Annotated in this window: 17 protein-coding genes; 6 read left to right on the plus strand and 11 right to left on the minus strand. The window is 62.0% G+C overall.

Annotated elements, in window-relative coordinates; all coding sequences use genetic code 11:
- The first annotated feature begins 71 nt into the window (after positions 1 to 71).
- The 4 genes from PY310_RS10315 (at position 72) to PY310_RS10330 (ending at position 3,656) form a co-directional block, all read left to right on the plus strand.
- Positions 72 to 461, plus strand: coding sequence for a HesB/IscA family protein (locus PY310_RS10315; RefSeq protein ID WP_190988351.1), 390 nt, complete (start codon positions 72 to 74; stop codon positions 459 to 461).
- 187 nt (positions 462 to 648) lie between these two features.
- Positions 649 to 1,521 (plus strand): aa3-type cytochrome oxidase subunit II, encoded by an 873-nt coding sequence (ctaC, locus tag PY310_RS10320; protein WP_275214290.1) that lies wholly within the window; start codon positions 649 to 651, stop codon positions 1,519 to 1,521.
- A 9-nt stretch (positions 1,522 to 1,530) separates the two neighbouring features.
- The gene (ctaD, locus tag PY310_RS10325) at positions 1,531 to 3,258 is read left to right on the plus strand and encodes an aa3-type cytochrome oxidase subunit I (RefSeq protein ID WP_275214291.1); all 1,728 of its coding nucleotides are present in this window, start codon (positions 1,531 to 1,533) and stop codon (positions 3,256 to 3,258) included.
- Entirely contained in the window at positions 3,255 to 3,656 is a 402-nt protein-coding gene (locus PY310_RS10330; protein ID WP_275214292.1) for a cytochrome c oxidase subunit 4, read from the plus strand. Before ctaD ends, PY310_RS10330 begins: the two co-directional genes overlap by 4 nt.
- 153 nt (positions 3,657 to 3,809) lie before the next feature.
- Here the strand turns inward: PY310_RS10330 and PY310_RS10335 are convergent, their stop codons facing one another.
- Positions 3,810 to 4,103, minus strand: coding sequence for an HPr family phosphocarrier protein (locus tag PY310_RS10335; RefSeq protein ID WP_275214293.1), 294 nt, complete (start codon positions 4,101 to 4,103; stop codon positions 3,810 to 3,812).
- A gap of 173 nt (positions 4,104 to 4,276) precedes the next feature.
- Here PY310_RS10335 and PY310_RS10340 point away from each other — a divergent pair, with 173 nt between their 5' ends.
- The gene (locus PY310_RS10340; RefSeq protein ID WP_275214294.1) at positions 4,277 to 5,065 is read left to right on the plus strand and encodes a GntR family transcriptional regulator; all 789 of its coding nucleotides are present in this window, start codon (positions 4,277 to 4,279) and stop codon (positions 5,063 to 5,065) included.
- A gap of 77 nt (positions 5,066 to 5,142) precedes the next feature.
- Here the strand turns inward: PY310_RS10340 and qcrB are convergent, their stop codons facing one another.
- From qcrB to ctaE, 4 genes are all read right to left on the minus strand, one after another.
- Positions 5,143 to 6,816 (minus strand): cytochrome bc1 complex cytochrome b subunit, encoded by a 1,674-nt coding sequence (qcrB, locus tag PY310_RS10345; protein ID WP_275214295.1) that lies wholly within the window; start codon positions 6,814 to 6,816, stop codon positions 5,143 to 5,145.
- The gene (qcrA, locus tag PY310_RS10350) at positions 6,794 to 7,870 is read right to left on the minus strand and encodes a cytochrome bc1 complex Rieske iron-sulfur subunit (protein ID WP_275214296.1); all 1,077 of its coding nucleotides are present in this window, start codon (positions 7,868 to 7,870) and stop codon (positions 6,794 to 6,796) included. Before qcrA ends, qcrB begins: the two co-directional genes overlap by 23 nt.
- A gap of 96 nt (positions 7,871 to 7,966) precedes the next feature.
- A complete protein-coding gene (gene qcrC / locus PY310_RS10355) occupies positions 7,967 to 8,755 on the minus strand; it encodes a cytochrome bc1 complex diheme cytochrome c subunit (protein ID WP_275214297.1) in 789 nt (262 codons plus the stop codon).
- 87 nt (positions 8,756 to 8,842) lie between these two features.
- Complete coding sequence (ctaE, locus tag PY310_RS10360) at positions 8,843 to 9,481, minus strand: aa3-type cytochrome oxidase subunit III (protein WP_441868567.1); 639 nt, start codon at positions 9,479 to 9,481, stop codon at positions 8,843 to 8,845.
- A gap of 147 nt (positions 9,482 to 9,628) precedes the next feature.
- Here ctaE and trpD point away from each other — a divergent pair, with 147 nt between their 5' ends.
- Entirely contained in the window at positions 9,629 to 10,687 is a 1,059-nt protein-coding gene (gene trpD / locus PY310_RS10365; protein WP_275214299.1) for an anthranilate phosphoribosyltransferase, read from the plus strand.
- Between the two features lie 62 nt (positions 10,688 to 10,749).
- Here the strand turns inward: trpD and PY310_RS10370 are convergent, their stop codons facing one another.
- From PY310_RS10370 to PY310_RS10395, 6 genes are all read right to left on the minus strand, one after another.
- Entirely contained in the window at positions 10,750 to 11,031 is a 282-nt protein-coding gene (locus tag PY310_RS10370; RefSeq protein ID WP_056340053.1) for an Lrp/AsnC family transcriptional regulator, read from the minus strand.
- A gap of 122 nt (positions 11,032 to 11,153) precedes the next feature.
- A complete protein-coding gene (locus tag PY310_RS10375) occupies positions 11,154 to 11,552 on the minus strand; it encodes a DUF3054 domain-containing protein (protein ID WP_275214300.1) in 399 nt (132 codons plus the stop codon).
- Positions 11,553 to 11,574: 22 nt separating this feature from the next.
- On the minus strand, positions 11,575 to 12,168 hold the full coding sequence (locus PY310_RS10380) for a hypothetical protein (protein ID WP_275214301.1): 594 nt from the start codon (positions 12,166 to 12,168) through the stop codon (positions 11,575 to 11,577).
- Between the two features lie 67 nt (positions 12,169 to 12,235).
- Positions 12,236 to 13,282 (minus strand): chitinase, encoded by a 1,047-nt coding sequence (locus tag PY310_RS10385; RefSeq protein WP_275214302.1) that lies wholly within the window; start codon positions 13,280 to 13,282, stop codon positions 12,236 to 12,238.
- A 116-nt stretch (positions 13,283 to 13,398) separates the two neighbouring features.
- Positions 13,399 to 15,651, minus strand: a complete 2,253-nt coding sequence (locus PY310_RS10390) for a bifunctional polysaccharide deacetylase/glycosyltransferase family 2 protein (protein WP_275214303.1) — start codon at positions 15,649 to 15,651, stop codon at positions 13,399 to 13,401.
- Between the two features lie 334 nt (positions 15,652 to 15,985).
- Positions 15,986 to 16,213, minus strand: coding sequence for a hypothetical protein (locus PY310_RS10395; protein ID WP_275214304.1), 228 nt, complete (start codon positions 16,211 to 16,213; stop codon positions 15,986 to 15,988).
- Between the last annotated feature and the right edge of the window lie 1,751 nt (positions 16,214 to 17,964).

Below are 17,964 nucleotides of genomic sequence, written 5' to 3' on the forward strand. Positions count from 1 at the left end.
AGCCCATACCGTATCTGTAGGGGCAGGCGCCGCTGACGCGGTGCCGCCAGGACCGTCCAAAGGTAGGCCAAATGAGCACCGCAACCAACGAGAACACCACCGAAACCGCAGCAGCTGCCAGCGATGAACTGGCCGCGCACGAGGTCAAACTGACCGACGTCGCTGCAGGGAAGGTCCGCAGCCTGCTTGAGCAGGAAGGCCGCACTGATCTCCGCCTCCGTGTTGCCGTCCAGCCCGGCGGCTGCTCGGGCCTGATCTACCAGCTCTACTTCGACGAGCGTCTTCTGGACGGCGATGCCGTCCGTGACTACGACGGCGTTGAAGTTGTCGTGGACAAGATGAGCGTGCCCTACCTCAGTGGCGCGAGCATCGACTTCGAAGACACCATCTCCAAGCAGGGTTTCACCATTGACAACCCCAATGCCGGAGGCTCCTGCGCATGTGGTGATTCGTTCCACTGACCCGGTCCTTTCGCCCGATGCCGGCGCCTGCTTTCCGTCCGCCAGAAACGGCACGAAGGCACGGCGCCGACATGTGGGCGAAAAGCCCGGCGGAGCGGTAAGCTCTACACCGAGTAGTAAAACTTTTAGTGTGCCCGGGCAGGCCATGGAGCCGCCGGGCAACAGCAACAAGTAGGAAGGGCCGTCTGTGAGTTCGCAGAACCGAACCGGCAGCCGACGCAAAACGATCACTTCGATCTCAGGCTTGGCAGTTGCCGGCGCGTTGGTTTTGACTGGATGTTCGCCAGAGGTATCGAGGGGGTGGCTGCCCACCGAACGCGGCACCACCAATCACACTGACCGGATCATGGACCTCTGGGTCAACTCATGGATTGCCGCCCTCGTTGTGGGCATCATTACCTGGGGCTTGATCGTCTGGTGCCTTGTTGCCTACCGCCGCCGCAAGGGAACCGTCGGGTTCCCGAAGCAAATCAGCTTTAACCTCCCGCTTGAGGTGTTCTACCTGACCATCCCGATCTTCATGGTCCTGGTGTTCTTCTACTTCACTGACCGTGACCAGCAGGCCATCGATGACCGCTCACAGCCGGCCGATGTCGTTGTGGACGTCCGTGGAAAGCAGTGGGCGTGGGACTTCAACTACAAGTCCGGCACCGTCATCCAGGAAGACCTCTACGAGGCCGGCGTCCAGGCACACCTGACGGGCAACACCATCGACAAGGAAGCTCTTCCGACGCTCTACTTGCCGGTGAACAAGTCAGTTGATCTTGAACTGAACGCCCGCGACGTCATTCACTCCTTCTGGGTTCCCGCCTTCCTTCAGAAGCGCGACATGATCCCCGGGAAGACCAACTACATCCGGTTCACTCCCACTAAAGAGGGAACCTATGACGGCAAGTGCGCAGAACTCTGCGGCGAGTACCACTCGGAAATGCTGTTCCGCGTCAAGGTTGTCTCTGAAACCGAATTCCAGTCCCACATGGACAAGCTCAAGGCAGCCGGTAACACGGGCCTCCTCGGGGCAGAGTATGACCGCAACCCGAACCTGAACGAAACGAAGTAGGGGAGCGACGTGGCTACTTATACCCAATCCGCACCTGTAGGGACCCTAGAGGCTCCCGTAGTACCGAAATCCAAGGGACGCATCGTCGTCAACTGGATCACCTCCACTGACCACAAGACCATCGGGTACATGTACCTGATCGCGTCGTTTGTGTTCTTCTGCTTCGGCGGCGTCATGGCACTGCTGATTCGTGCTGAACTGTTCGAACCCGGCATGCAGATCCTGCAGACCAAGGAACAGTACAACCAGCTGTTCACCATGCACGGCACCGTGATGCTGCTGATGTTTGCAACACCCCTGTTTGCCGGGTTCACCAACGTGATCATGCCCCTGCAGATCGGTGCCCCGGATGTTGCTTTCCCGCGATTGAATGCGCTGGCGTTCTGGTTCTTCCTCTTCGGTTCGACCATTGCGGTGTCCGGATTCATCACCCCTCAGGGTGCTGCTTCCTTCGGCTGGTTCGCTTACGCACCGCTCTCCAACACCACCTTCAGCCCCGGCATTGGCGGTGACCTGTGGGTCTTCGGCCTGGCGTTGTCCGGGTTCGGCACCATCCTTGGTGCGGTCAACTTCATCACCACCATCATCTGCATGCGGGCTCCGGGCATGACCATGTGGCGGATGCCGATCTTCACCTGGAACGCCCTCATCACCTCCATCCTGGTCCTGATGGCGTTCCCGCCGCTGGCCGCTGCCCTGTTCGCGCTCGGCGCTGATCGCAGGTTTGGTGCCCACATCTTCGACCCGGAGAACGGCGGGGCGGTCCTCTGGCAGCACCTGTTCTGGTTCTTCGGCCACCCGGAGGTCTACATCATTGCGCTGCCGTTCTTCGGCATCGTTTCGGAGATCTTCCCGGTGTTCAGCCGCAAGCCGATCTTTGGCTACAAGGGCCTCGTCTACGCAACAATTGCCATCGCCGCTCTCTCCGTGACCGTGTGGGCGCACCACATGTACGTCACCGGTTCGGTGCTGCTGCCGTTCTTCGCGTTCATGACCATGCTGATCGCAGTGCCCACCGGTGTGAAGTTCTTCAACTGGATCGGCACCATGTGGCGGGGGTCGCTGACGTTCGAAACTCCAATGCTGTGGAGCATCGGCTTCCTCGTCACGTTCCTCTTTGGCGGGCTGACCGGCATCATCCTGGCCTCGCCGCCGCTGGACTTCCACGTCTCGGACTCGTACTTCGTTGTGGCGCACTTCCACTACGTGGTGTTCGGCACCGTCGTGTTCGCGATGTTCGCCGGGTTCTACTTCTGGTGGCCTAAGTGGACAGGCAAGATGCTCAACGAGCGTCTCGGCAAGATCCACTTCTGGCTGCTCTTCCTCGGCTTCCACGGCACGTTCCTCATCCAGCACTGGCTGGGCGTCGAGGGTATGCCCCGCCGCTACGCCGACTACCTGGTGGAGGATAACTTCACCTGGATGAACCAGTTCTCCACCATCGCCTCGTTCGTCCTCGGCGCTTCGCTGATTCCGTTCTTCTGGAACGTCTACATCACCTGGCGCAGCAACGAAAAGGTTGAAGTGGATGACCCGTGGGGCTTCGGTGCCTCGCTGGAGTGGGCCACCTCGTGCCCGCCGCCGCGCCACAACTTCACGTCCCTGCCCCGCATCCGGTCAGAGCGTCCCGCCTTGGACCTGCACCACCCGGAGCTCTCACAGGTACACACCGTCGAGTCGCCTGCTCCCGCAGCAGCTGTGCTCGGTAACGCCGACCAGAAGGACACAGCCCAGTGAAAATCGAGTCTTGGATTTTTGGAGGCGGCGTTTTCTTCTTCGTTCCGGTCGCCCTGGTTTACGGTTTCCTGACGAACTGGACTGAGCCGGTCGGGCTCCTCGGAGTGCTGCTCATTGCCGGCCTGGCTGGCATGATCGGTGCGTACCTCGGCTTCACCGGGCGCCGTGTCGGCCTCCGGCCTGAGGACCGCAGCGACGCTGAGATCCATGAGGGTGCCGGCGAGCAGGGCCACTTCAGCCCGTGGAGCTGGTGGCCGCTGGTTCTGGGTCTGGCATGCGCCGGTGGCTTCCTCGGCCTGGCAGTTGGATGGTGGGTTGTGTTCATCGCCGCCGGCCTTGCCATGGTTGCCCTGGTCGGCTGGGTCTTCGAGTACAGCCGTGGGGATCACGCACACTAAAATCTCGCTGAGAGGTCTTCGGACCAATCAAGAACAAAAATGCTGGGCCCCACCGAACGGTGGGGCCCAGCATTTTTTGCATTTATGGCAGCACGCCGGACCGTTGCTGCATCAGTCACAGTGCGTCCGGCAACCACCGTGCCCTGGGAGCGCCTACGCGGCGCCCTGGGACTCCAGGAGCGCTACCAGCATCAACAGGGCCTCCTCGTTGTCCTCGATTGATTTGAGGCCTATGAGGGCATCGTCGGCGACGGAAAGCTCCACTTCACAGCCGAAGGCAAAATCAGCGGTCATTACCTCGAGCAGCGACCTCGCGTCCACACCCTGGATTCCGGCCTTCCGGATGGTGATGGGCAGGCCTGTGGCTGTTACGGCCCGGACAAATTCTGCGGCCGGGCGGGCATGCAATCCGATCGCAGCCGAAACCACAGCCTTGTGAACTGGCAAAGCGTCTCCTCTGTCACGGCGGCTCATCCGCCTCCTGCTGAAATTTCCAATCCAATATAGCGCTCCAGTGCTGGTCCCATCTAAAGTGGCGGCCAGTGATGGGGGAGTGGTCTAGACCTCCGGCTGCTTCGATTAAGATTGAAGGGTGAAGATCGCAGCAGTATTGAGCAGCCATGGCCGCTAAGGCCGAGAGCATCCGGGGTGAGATCGACCGCAGCAGCGGCGTCGCCATTTACATACAGCTCCGGGAAATCCTGCGCGCTTACATCAGTGAATCCTGTCCGCCAGGATCTGCCTTACCCTCCGAACGGGATCTTGCCTTGCGGTTCGGACTGGCACGAATGACAGTCCGGCAGGCGATTGATGCCCTCGTCGGTGAGGAGGTGATCGAGCGTGTGGTGGGCCTGGGAACCTTTGTCCGCAAGCCGAAGCTCGATCTCCAAGTCAAGCTGACCTCGTACAGCGAGGAAATGCAGCGCCGTGGAATGGTCCCGGCGGCGAAGGTCCTCAGCTTCGAGCAGATCGGCGCCAGTGCCTTCCTCGCCAGGGAACTGCAGGTGGAGGAGGGGACACCCTTGGTCCGGTTCCGCAGGCTGTTGCTTGCTGACGGCGAGCCCATGAGCGTGGACGAGAACTTCATCCCGGCGCAGCGCGTACCCGGGTTGCTCGACAGCGAGCCGCCCACGTCCCTCTACAACGTCCTGAGCGAGCAGTTCGGCCTTGTCATGGAATGGGGTGAGGACATGATTGAAGCGACAGCAGCGTCACCCTCCACGGCACGGCTGCTGAACGTGGACGTCGGCACTCCGCTCCTTAAAATCCAGCGGCACGCGTTTGTGGCGCGTGCCATGGTGGACTACTCCGTTTCCTATTACAGGGCGGACCGCTACAAGCTATGGGTGCCGCTCCAACGGCCCGGGGCACGTACTGCCCGGAGCCAGTCTGGATACCGCAGCCACTAGAGCAAAGGAAAAGGCCCGGTCCAAATGGACCGGGCCTTTCCTGATCTTGCTGGTCTATCTCTTGGCGCTAGCTTGAATCAGTGGCTGAGGCTCTTGCTTTCCTGGGCCGATTCCACGGCCGGGGCATGGTGGCCGTGCGCGGCTTCCAGCTCCGACGGCGTAGCCGGGGCCACGCGGTCCTCGAAGAACCACTTGGACAGGAAGGCCCGCCGCTTTTCCTTGCGCGTGACAACACCGTGCTCGTTGGGAACTGCGGGCAGCGGTGCCGGTGACTCGAAGCCGACCAGCTTGTAGCGCTTGTACTCATCCAGGGGTGCGTGGACCTCAATGAACTCACCGTGCGGAAGGCGCACGATGCGGCCGGTCTCACGGCCGTGCAGGGCGATCTCGCGGTCCTTGCGCTGGAGCGCGAGGGCTACACGCTTGGTGACGATGTAGGCAATGATCGGGCCGACGAAGAACAGGGCCCGGAGCCAGTACGTCACATCGTTCAGCGAGACGTGGAAGTGCGTGGCGATGAGGTCAGATCCGGCGGCAGCCCACATAACGCAGTACCAAACGAAGCCTGCCACGCCGATGGCGGTGCGGGTCGGAGCATTCCGCGGACGGTCCAGCACGTGGTGCTCACGATCGTCCTTGGTGATCCACCGTTCAATCCAGGGGTACATGAACATCACGGTGAACAGGATGCCTGCCGGCACCAGGGCCGGGAGGAGAACGTTCAGCGTCAGGGTGTACCCGAAGATGACGTATTCGAAGTGGAAATTACCGATGACACCCGGCATCAGGCGCAGGGCGCCGTCAACAAAGCCGATGTACCAGTCAGGCTGGGTACCGGCGGAGACGGGGGAGGGGTCATACGGGCCGTAGTTCCAGATCGGGTTGATCGTGAAGAAGGCTGCCATCAGCGCAATGACGCCGAAGACGATGAAGAAGAAGCCGCCGGCCTTTGCTGCGTAGACCGGACCGAGCGGGTAGCCCACGACGTTGCCGTCGTTGCGGCCGGGGCCGGGGTACTGGGTGTGCTTGTGAACGACCACCATGAACAGGTGGAGCACGATCATCAGCAGGATCAGTGCGGGCACCAGCAGGATGTGCAGCATGTAGAGGCGGCCGATGACTGCAGTGCCGGGGAACTCTCCGCCAAACAGGAAGAAGGAGATGTACGTGCCGATCACCGGGATGGACTTGATGACGCCGTCAATGATGCGCAGGCCGTTGCCGGAGAGCAGGTCATCGGGGAGCGAGTAGCCGGTGAAGCCGGCCGCCATGGCCAGGATGAGCAGGACGCTGCCCACCACCCAGTTCATTTCACGAGGTTTGCGGAAAGCTCCGGTGAAGAAGACGCGCAACATATGCACCGCAATGGACGCGACGAACAGCAGCGCGGCCCAGTGGTGCACCTGACGCATGAAGAGGCCGCCGCGGACGTCGAACGAGATGTTCAGCGAGGAGCTGTACGCTACTGACATTTCGACGTTCTTCAGCGGGACATAGGAGCCCACGTAGCGGGTTTCGGCCATGGAGGGGTCGAAGAAAAAGGTCAGGAAGGTGCCTGACAGGAGCAGGATGACGAACGAATAGAGCGCCACTTCTCCAAACATAAACGACCAGTGGTCGGGGAAGACTTTCCGCCCGAACTCACGGAGGATGCCGGAACCACCGACGCGGGAATCAACGAAGTCGGTGATGCGCCCGGTCTTGGTCTTGGCTACGAAGGCGGGGGCTTCAGCTGTTGATGCTGCGCTCATGCTCATCACGCTCCCAGTAACTCGGTCCTACAGGTTCTTTGAAGTCGCTGGTAGCGACCAGGTAGCCCTCGTTATCCACCGCAATGGGTAGCTGGGGGAGAGGCCGGCTGGCCGGGCCAAAGATTACCTTGCACTCTTGTGTGAGGTCGAAGGTGGACTGATGGCACGGGCACAGCAGATGGTGCGTCTGCTGCTCGTAAAGGGCAACAGGGCAACCCACGTGGGTGCAGATCTTGGAGTAGGCAACAATACCGTTGTAGCTCCAGTTTTCGCGTCCTGCTGAAGGCTTCAAGGAATCAGGATCAAGACGCATGAGGAGCACAACAGCCTTGGCTTTTTCGTTGAGCTTGCCCTCATGAAGTTCGTTGAGTCCCTCAGGAATGACGTGGAATGCCGAACCAAGGGTGACGTCGGAGGCCTTGATGGGCGTACCGTCCGGATCGCGGGTAAGGCGCTTGAGCTTGCCTTCCTGCGGGGCCCACATGGTGTGCGCCAGTTTTTTGTCCGGACGGGGACCGAGGTCACCGAAGACGGCAATTGCCGGCAGGGGTGCCAGCGCTACGGCGCCGAGCAGGGTGTTGCGGATGAGCGGGCGGCGCTTGATGCCGGTCTCTTCCACGATGTCGTCCACAATGCGAACGGCCGCCAGGCGGTCCTCTTCGGTGCGGATTGCGTGGCGTTCCTCTGAAACCTCGTGATCGGGCATGAGGGCCTTGGCCCAATGCACGATTCCGGTGCCAATGCCAAGCATGGCAAAGGCGGTACCAAGGCCCAGAAGGGCGTTCTGCAAGCGGATCGTGGCAATGCTTGCCCCGGATCCTGCGCCCAAATCGATGGCAAAGTACGCCACCAGGAAGATCAGGGTGCCAACAACGGAGGCGCCGAAAAGTATTGCGACCTGCCGTTCTGCCCGTTTGGCGGCCTTCGGGTCCGTGTCAGCCAGGCGCAAACGATGCGGGGGAAGTCCAGGATCCTGGAATTTCTCCACCTCATTCTGACCAGCCGTAGCTACGGTGCCCGAGTGGTTCGGACTGCCGTCACTATGGTTGCCCATAATTCGCCTCATCCTTCTCTCGTCCCGGCGTCTGCCGGGTTAGTTTTCAATGTCAAACTGCTGACTGGGCAGCAGAAGTTTTGGTGTCCCGGCGCCCTAGGACGTCCGGGATGTCAGCCAGATCGTGAACGCGATGATGACGCCGAGTCCTGCGATCCAGACGAAGAGGCCTTCGGCGACCGGGCCAAGTGAGCCCAGATCAGCGCCGCCGGGGGAGCCGTTGGATTCGATCTGCTTGAGGAAGGTGATGATGTCGCGCTTGCCTTCAGGGGACACGTTGGCGTCGTTGAAGACGGGCATGTTCTGCGGGCCGGAAACCATCGCTTCGTAGATGTGCTTGCCGGAAACGTCCGCGAGGGCCGGTGCGAACTTGCCTCGGGTCAGGGCGCCGCCGGCAGCAGCTGCGTTGTGGCACATGGCGCAGTTCACGCGGAAGAGCTCGCCACCTGCGGCTGCGTCACCCTTTTCGTCTAACAGGTGTTCTTCAGGAATTGCCGGGCCTGCACCCAGCGAAGCAACATAACCTGAAAGCTGGTGGGTCTGGGTCTCATTGAACTGCGCAGGCTTCTTGTAGGCCTGGGGTCCGTTCATCTGCATCGGCATGCGTCCGGTGCCGACCTGGAAATCGACAGCCGCTGCGCCGACGCCTACCAAGGAGGGGCCGGCCTGCGTGCCGCTGGCGCCCATGCCGTGGCAGGTGGCACAGTTCGCTTCAAAGAGCTTCTGGCCCTCGGCGGTGTCACTTGCGCTGTAACTGGTGGTGGAAGCCTTCGCCTGGTTGACGGTAGTGGCAACGGCGTAGAGCCCCCCGGTGACGAGTAGTCCCATCAGTAGCAGCGCTATTGCTGCGAGTGGGTGACGTCGCTTTTGCGAGAGAGCCTTCACGTGGTGGTTCCTTTATTCGATCCTGCGCCGGCTCCGCGAGCCGCTTCTTGAAATTCTGCCTCTTGTAGAAAAGGAATCAAAGCTTGACTACTTCAGTACGTAGATGACCAGGAAGAGGCCGATCCAGACAACATCCACAAAGTGCCAGTAGTAGGACGTGACAATTGCTGAGGTTGCTTCAAAGTGGCCAAACTTCTTCGCCGCGAACGAGCGTCCGATGATGAAGAGGAAAGCTACGAGGCCGCCGATGACGTGCAGGCCGTGGAAGCCCGTGGTGATGTAGAACGCTGAGCCGTAAGCGTTGGAAGACAGCGATACGTGCTCTGAGACGAGCATCGCGTATTCCGTGCTCTGGCCTGCGACGAAGATGGCACCCATGATGAAGGTCAGGGTGAACCATTCGTTCATGCCCCAGCGGGCGAACTGGAACGGCCCGCCCGTCTTGCGGGGCTGCAGCCGTTCGGCGGCGAAGACGCCCATCTGGCAAGTAAAGGAACTTGCCACGAGGACGATGGTGTTAACGAGCGCAAAAGGGAAGTTGAGCTTTGCTGTCTCTTCCGCCCACATCTGTCCGCTCGTGGAGCGCAGTGTGAAGTACATGGCAAAGAGACCGGCGAAGAACATCAACTCGCTGGAGAGCCAAACAACGGTTCCTACAGAAACCATGTTGGGGCGGTTCAGCGTCGGGTGCGCCGGGGTACTGGGGGCATGGGTCGCAGATGTCACATAGACATTATGTCTATAAAAGTCCGTACTGCCCAACGCGAACCGCCTTTTCGGGGGACTTTTTCTACAAAGACGCGAAATTGCCCGGAAAAGTTCCCGGCGGCGTTCACATTGGTCATGGCTAGGGTGGCTCGATAGCATCAGGAGGTGACTTCTCAGGCAACTTCCCCGGCGGACAGCAACACCTGGCCCCGGCTCATCTCAGCGCTCATCGCCGGCACCGACCTCACCGCGGACAGCACCGCGTGGGCCATGGACAGGATCATGTCCGGCGAGGCGTCGCCGTCCCAGATAGCAGGGTTCCTTGTTGCCCTCAGCGCCAAGGGTGAGACCGTTGACGAGATCTCAGGTCTGGTCGAGGCGATGCTGCGGCATGCCACGCCCATCAGCATTTCAGGCGAGAAGCTGGACATCGTCGGCACGGGCGGTGACCAGCTCAATACCGTCAACATTTCCACGATGGCCGCATTGGTAGCGGCGGGCGCGGGCGCCAAAGTTGTCAAACACGGGAACCGGGCAGCCTCGTCGTCGTCGGGATCAGCCGACGTACTGGAGGCGCTGGGGGTCAGGCTTGATCTCCCGGTGACCCATGTGGCACGCAATGCGGCGGAGGCGGGCATAACGTTCTGCTTCGCGCAGGTCTTCCACCCGTCCTTCCGCCACACCGCCGTGCCCCGCCGGGAGCTGGCCATCCCCACTGCCTTCAATTTTCTGGGCCCCCTGACCAATCCCGCCCAGGTACAGGCCTCGGCTGTTGGCGTTGCCAACGCCCGGATGGCGCCCCTCGTCGCGGGCGTGCTGGCGCGGCGGGGGAGCCGAGGCCTGGTGTTCCGGGGCAACGACGGCCTGGATGAACTGACCACCACGGGGCCGTCCACTGTCTGGGAGATCCGGGAGGGTACGGTCACCGAGTTGACCTTTTCACCTGCCGATCTCGGCATCCGTCCGGCGACTGTGGAAGAACTCCGTGGCGGAGACGCCCATGCCAATGCCGCCGTCGTGCGTGATGTCCTGGCCGGCAAGCCAGGGGCGGCGCGGGACGCCGTTTTGGTCAACGCGGCAGCCGGCCTGGTGTCCTTTGATGCCACTGCCGAAGGCCCGTTCGTGGAGCGCATGCGGTCGGCGCTGGTCCGTGCCGCTGAGTCAATCGACTCGGGCGCCGCGGCCGCCGTCCTGGACAAGTGGGTCGCCCTCACCCGGCCTTAGCTTTCACAACAACGAAGGGCCCGGCTGCATAGCCGGGCCCTTCGTTGTTTGCAGGCGAGGCGCTACTGTTCGAAGCCCAACGCAAAGGCGGCGTCGAGGTCGTGCTGCGAATAGGCGCGGAACGCGATGTGCGTGGTGGTGTGCACAACGGCCGGTACCTTCGAGAGTTTGTCGGCGATCACATCGGCAAGATCTTCGTGGCGTGCCACGCGGGCAACGGCAATCAGATCCCACTCTCCGGTGACGGAGTAGACCTCACTGATGCCAGGGATGGCGGAAATCTCCTCGGCGGTCTCCGGGATGCGTGCGGCGTCGGTCTTGATCAGAACGAATGCGGTGATCACTGGGTTCAATCCTTCCGGATTTGTCGGCCGTAGCGTTGCCCCGGCGAGTCTCTGTGGTCCTGCCAGCCTATTACATGGCCGTGCGTCGGAGCCCCCGGGAGCGGCGCGCGTCCGTTGCCGCGTCAGCGCTTCCGAAGCCTGCGGACGAGTGCCAGCAGCGCGCGGTAGCCCACCAGGAACAGGCCCAGGCTGAGGAGCGCCACGATGACGAAGGGGAGCACAACTACTTGGCCCGTTAGTGCCCGCAGGGCCATGCCGCCGGCAACGGCTCCCAGCCAGATTCCCACGCCGGCGGGGAGTGACAGGGGACGCCGCCACGCCCTCGCCGCCAGCCAGCCGAGGGCGGCGCCCGCCAGGAATGGCCAGGCGGTGAGGAAAACTCCGCTGATGACGTCGGGACGCACGTGCGCGTCCCTGCCAATTGCGGCGAATACGAGGATCAGGAGGACGTCCGACACAGCCGCACCCACGATGGCGCTCGTGCTGTGGCGGACGGATTGCTGCCGGGTGGAAGAAGTCATACGTTCGAGCCTAGCGCGGGGTTCACCTGACAAAGATCCCGTTGCCATAGCCTGAGTCGCAAATGCCGTCGTGGATGACTCCTGCTCCGGGCGCTACGAGAAAATTAGAGGCCGGGTTCAGCACTGCGAATCGTACCCCCGTGACTTTACGGGTGCAGTCGCTCACGAACGAATCATCCTGGCCGCCGCCGCCGATCCACATGTCAATCCACGTCGACGCGTTGTACAGGGCATGAGCTCCTGTATGGCAAGGTCCGTCCTGGGGATTAGGGCCGTCTCCGCAAGTGTCTTCAACGATAAAGTATCGCCTGACATCGGGCAGGTAGATCCGGGTCCCTGCAGGGAAGTCCAGGACGTCCCGGCCTGTCGCCGTGGAATGTCCGACGGCGATGGTCACCGGGTCCTGGTACGTTCCGGTGCCGCCCGCCTGCTTGTGCAGCACGGGGTTGCTGATGGTGGGGGATCCCGGGGGTGTGTTGTCCTGCCACGAGTAGGCAGTGATGTAGGCATTTCCGACGAGGGTTTCGCCTGCCGCCCGCGAAGATGTGCCGATAGTGGCAACGGCCACCAGGATGGCCGCCAGTAATCCAGCGGCCGGAAAAATCGCTCGTCGCATGCTTGCCTCCTTTAATTTCTCTGGGTTGTGCCGGCGCCCAATGTCCCTTGCGGATGCCGGTCCGTGCTTAGGGTCGGTGCGCCAGTGCGGTTCCCAGCACTTTCGCAAACATGCCCGGTTCCTGTGCAACGCCGCTGCAGTCACTGGCCACGCTGCTGTGCGCCTGCCCCTGGGTGCCGGGCGTGCAGGGGGTGTCCCGGTTGAGTGACCACATGGACATCCGGCCGACGCCACGTTCCAAGGCGAAACTGCTCAGTTCCCTGGCATCGTCCAAAGTGAAGACGTTGCCCTCAACGTCGTTGACCCCCACCATCGGGGTCAGCCCGATCCTGTTCCAGAGGTCAGCGTCGTCGATCGGCCGGTTGGCCTTCGAGTACAGCGCCGACAGCATCCGGTGCGTGGCTTCGGCTGCGCCCACAGCGGTCGCGCCCATGCTGGTCCCGGGGGCAAGGTGGCCGAAGTTCATGGTCATGATGTTGATGCCGGCGAGTTCCACCCCGGCCTCCAGCATGGTTTCAACCGAGGTGACAGCTGCCGCCGTCAGCCCGTTCCCTGAGACGGGAAGAGTAAGCCAGACCTTCAATGGCGAGCCCGCGGGACGCTCGGCCTGAAGGCGTGCGACTGCTGCGGCGCGTCTTGCGGCCGCATCATGGTCCGATGCGCTTGGGCCTTCGATGTCCAGATCCACGGTGTTGATGCCGTAGCGGGTGATGACCGTTGTGTAAGCACGAACCAGGGCATCGGGGTCAGTGCAGGCGGCGGCCAGTTCGGGGCCGCGCTGGCCGCCAAACGATACTGCGACGTCATGGCCGCTTTTGCGGAAGGACTCCACTTGGGCATCGAGTGCCAGCTTCTCACCGGCCCGGTCCAGACTGTAGAAGCCGCCCCAGGACGGTTCACAGGGCTGGGCAGGATCCGAGGTGACGAAGGCGAGGAGCGTGGTCACGGTTCCGGGGGGCGGCGAGTCTTCCAGACGCAGGCCCGGGAGAATCGTGACATCCAGATATCCGCCGAACCATCCGGCCGGGGTCGTGTCGTTTTTCGTTGTTTCTTCCTCCCTGCCGGGTCCATCAGGGGCCGTCGAACTGCAGCCCGCCAAGGCTGTAACTGCCATGAGTGCTATCAGGGGCCAGCCCTGTCGTGGGAATTTGAGCATGTACTGATGCCACCTAACTGCACTCGTATGGCGCATAGTTCGTTGGGTCGATCAGCATTACGAGGTTTAGTGAGCTATAGGGAGTCCTGGAGGGTCAGGGAGTCCGCCCTTGCCAGGGGCGGCAGGGCGGCGGGGACCGTCAGCCCGGTCGGGGTTGGCAGGGTGACGCTGTTGGTGCGCTCGGGTTTGTACCACCCCACTGCGGTGCCCCGCAGAGCCAGCAGAGCAGAACCGAACACCACATAGGCGCGGAGCGGCTCATAGATGAGCCGGTAGATCGGCACGATAAGAAGGTGGAGGGCCTTCTCGCGGACCATCAGGATCGCAACGATGGAGATCAGCATGTGGGTTGCGGCCACGAACGCGGAGAAGATGGCGATGGCCTCCCATTCACCGTGAACCAGGCTGCCGATCGCGACCATGACCGTCAGGGGCATAAAAATGAGCGGGACAAGGACGGAAATCAGGGCGTAGGGCATCGTGAGCATTCCGAGGGCCCCGTACTTGGGATTGAAGAGCATCTTGCGGTGCTTGTACAGGGTCTGGATGTTGCCGTAGGTCCAGCGGAGCCGTTGCTTGAACAACCCTTTGACCGTCAGGGGCGCCTCAGTCCAGGCGATGGCCTCGTTTTCCTGGACGATGCTGTAGCCAAGGAGTTGCAGCGAGAGCGTCAGGTCAGCATCTTCGGCAAGCGTGTCATGGGAGTAGCCGCCAGCCCTGACAAGGGCTTCCCGGCGCCAGGCGGCGCAGGCGCCCGGAACGATGGAAATCGCGCCCATCAGGCCCTCCGCCATGCGGGTAACGCAGATACCGGACAGGTATTCCAGGCTTTGCCAGGCGGTAATGAGGTTGCGGCGGTTTCCGACCTTGACGTGGCCGGCCACTGCCCCGACTTCCTTGCCGTGCCGGGGAGCGAGGAAGTGGCGGGCGAACATTTTCACGGTCTGCGGCTCGAACAGCGTGTCGCCGTCGAGCGTCACGATGACCTCGCCGCGTGACTGCGCGATCCCTTGGTTGCTGGCAGCCGATTTGCCGCCGTTGGGCTGGTCGATGACGCGAAGTGCCGGCCACGTCCTGGCGTAATCCCTGAGTACTGCGAGGGTGCCATCAGTAGACCCGTCATTGATCGCGACGACTTCCATGCGGGGATAGTCGCTCGCCCTGAGGGCGTCCAGGGTTTTGGTCACCACGAGTTCTTCGTTGAAGACGGGCAGGACCACGCTGACGAACGGCCAGTCCTTCTCGGCCACGTCATCCCAGCGGCGGCGCTTCTGGCGCCCGTTATTGATCAGGGCAAGCACCACGAAGAGGAACGTCAGGATGGTCAGGGATCCGATGCCGAACCAGAACAGCCAGGTCAGCAGAATGTTGGGCGTCACCAGGTAGGTTGTCATCGCAGCCAGCGTCGCGGTGTCCTCGACCTTGGCGGCCACGTTGTGCTGCGGAATGAACTCGTCGGGAAGCATGGACTGCATGGTTTCGAAGGTGTACCCCTGTGCCTTGGCCATCGGGATGAAGGCTTCCAGCATCTTGACGGTGGCACTCCGGTCCCCGCCCGCGTCATGGACCAGGAGAACGTGGCCCTGGCCGTCCAGCGAAGGAACCGGAATGGGGACGCCGGGTGCGAATTCCCAGTCCCTGGTGTCGAGGTCCATGTCAACGTGGATGTAGCCGAGTTGCTGCGCCTGCAGCAGAGCCAACGTGTTGTTTTCAGGGTTGCCGGTGGGGATCCTGAAGAGTCGGGTCTGGTAGTTGTCCGCGGCGAGCATGAGCCTGTCGGCTCCGATGACCTGCTGACGGTTGGTCGCGTCGTCGTGAGCCCAGAAATCGATGTGGGACACGGTGTGGTTGCCCACCATGTGCCCTTCCCGGATGACGCGGCGGAAGATGTCCGGATACTTGACGATGTTTTCACCGACCGGGAAGAAGGTGGCAGGCACCCCTTCCTTGGACAGCAGATCCAGGATCTCCGGCGTGAACCGGGGATCGGGACCGTCGTCCAACGTCAGCATGATCGTGTGATCCTTCGGACGTCCGTAGGCCTCCACAGCGTAGCGGCTGTTGCCAATGACAGCCTTCTCACCAGCGGTGGCTTCCCGCCAGACCTTGTCGCTGAAGGGATCCTTCAGCAGCAGCTCGCCATCCTTGGGTTCCACGAGGACGATCCGGTGAAAGATTGCGGTGCCTTCGCGGAATCCGATCTTCGGGATGCTCTCCAGGTCCTGGGTCGCTAAGAGGCGGCGTGGGTAATCTGCCGCCTGGTTCTGGAGGCCCTGATGCACAGGGGCGGTGGCCGCCGGGAGGATGTAGACAAGGGAAAGCAGCATCAGAAGAACCCCGGCGATCAGGCAGCTTACTATTCTGCGCCAACGGTTTCCGCTGGCGTCGAAGAAGACTGGTGCCGGGGCGGTTGAGCGGGAAGGGGCCGGTTTTCTCATGCGTACCTCGCGAGGTAGCTGTACGTTCGGGGGCAAACCTGACAGAGCCAGGTAAGGGACGGCCGGGACGGAGGAGAAAGGGTAATTCTTCCCCAGCCCGGTGCCTCAAAGCCAGCCACTTTGAAGTGTCACCTTGCCTAGGACACTAGTTGCGGGCACGAAGGTTCACATGCGTAGCCTGTACTCGAGTTTTTCCAGCCCGCTACTTGCCGGAAAACCGGGCTCAATCAGCGTCCTGGGGAACCCGGTGTACCAGCCAGCTGGCCTCCCACCGGAGGTGGTGGCGGTCCTCCGCATCCCACTCGACCAGCACGTGCGTGACCGTGTAGGCGATGGCAGTGCCGAGGACTGAACGCACTCTGACCGGAGCAGGCCTGATCATGACCACCGGCTTGCCCGGTGCCTCCTGCAGCGCTTCTTCCCGGGTGGGGCGGATGAGGGATTGCAGCATGGGACGTCCTAGGGCCAGGAACTGAACCGACGAATGCCGCTGTCTCCTTGAGGCGGAAAGATCAACAATCATCTGCCCAGTGAGGTGGAAGGCAGACTTACCCAGCGTGCCGCCATGCAACGACATTAGGATGCCGGAGGGTTCCGGGCATGCGTACGCTGTACCCGACTTTTTGGGGCACACTACTTGTTTGAGCGGTCCCATCCGGAGGTCCGACGGCGGAGCTGCGCCGGCGCTTCTTCGCGCCGCCCGATGGGCGCCGGGGCGGGGGAGAGCGTCATGGTTCCGTCGGTGAGCTTGCGCTGGGACTGCGGGCCGCTGAACGGCCGACGCCGGGCACCCGGGTTATCGCTCTGCGCTTACGTTTTGTTCGGGCGCTAGGTTGCGAAGGTTGCCATCCGGTCGTCCGGTGCCCGGCTGCGCCGGGCGCCAAAGGGCTTTTCATTGCTGGGGGAGCGGGACTCCAGGGGTGTCCGGTCTCAACATAGTTGGCAACAATGACGTGTCATTTTGCCAAGTTAACTGAGAAAAATCTGGCGCGGCAGGTAGATCCCGACGGGCGTCTGGCGACGACCACGTTGTGGTGTCGTCGGTGCGGCTTTTGATCAGGTCGTCGGCAGTAGTATTCGTTCATGACGCCCCGATGGGATGGGATGCGGTTGCTGTGAACGACGAACCAGGTGGGACCAGGCTCCGCCCAGCGGTTCGTCGCGCCGTGCGCGTGCTCGTGTTCGCGGCCGTCCTCGTGGTTTCTGGTGGTGTTGCTCTGGGACTCCTGCCGCCCTTCTTTGTGGGGCCGCTGGTCGCGGGATTCATGGTTGGCCTTTTCGCTACGCCCGACCGAAAGGCGCCCTCGGACGTCTCGGGCGGCTTTGCATGGTGGAAGCGGAGAGCAAGACGTACCTTCTACACAGCCTGGTGCGTACTTATTCTCTTGACCGGCGTGCTGGTCAACCACACGTCCGTTGTCGGGTTGGGGTGGGGGACGCTGCTCATCCTGGGAATCATGATCTGGCCTCTGTGGGTTGTCTTACGGAAGCCTCCCCAAAGACCATGGGATCCCGGTCGCCTAACCCAATGATCAAACCGCGTGCCATCACATGCCAATACTGTTTGAGCGCGGGCCTAGTGGCGTGGATGAGGAAGCGCTATACGCCCCAGATGGCCCATCCACGGTCCGGCGGCGCTGCGGCGTTCGAAGTGGTGTGTGCGTTGGGTCGGTGCTTGGCAATTTCGCGGGTGGGACGTGTCGAGCATGGCGGCAATCCTATGTCTGCCCGCCACTGTTCGCTGTCTTCAGCGGGCGGGAGAAGGCACCCGATCTCGTGGACTATCAGGGTGTGGATTTCACATCGGCTCCGATCAAGGCTGAGCATTCTGTCATTGAATCCTAGGTTGGTGATGAGCCGCGCCATTTTGACGGTCTCGGGGTAAACGAGCAGGTTGAGATTGCGCGTTGCCGCCCGGCGGGAGCGGGCCGCGATATGGCTCCGGATTGTTCCGACAATGGCGCATTCGCCGGCCACCTGCATCACGGGACAGCGCACCAGGACGCCTCGCGGAGCCAGGAAGCGGCGGTAGTGGCGTTCGGCTGCAATCAGTTTCGGGGGTGCCCAAAAGCCGTAACTGGGTAAGCGGGTTATCTGTTTTGGGCGTATGCCCTGACTTGGCGAACTGTGCATCTGTCGCGGTGCCTCCCGCGGTTAGAGTGTCTTGCCGGCTCGCTCCTGGGCGAAATGGGGGTTCTTGCC

The organism is Pseudarthrobacter naphthalenicus (genome assembly GCF_029076445.1).
Classification (GTDB): domain Bacteria; phylum Actinomycetota; class Actinomycetes; order Actinomycetales; family Micrococcaceae; genus Arthrobacter; species Arthrobacter naphthalenicus.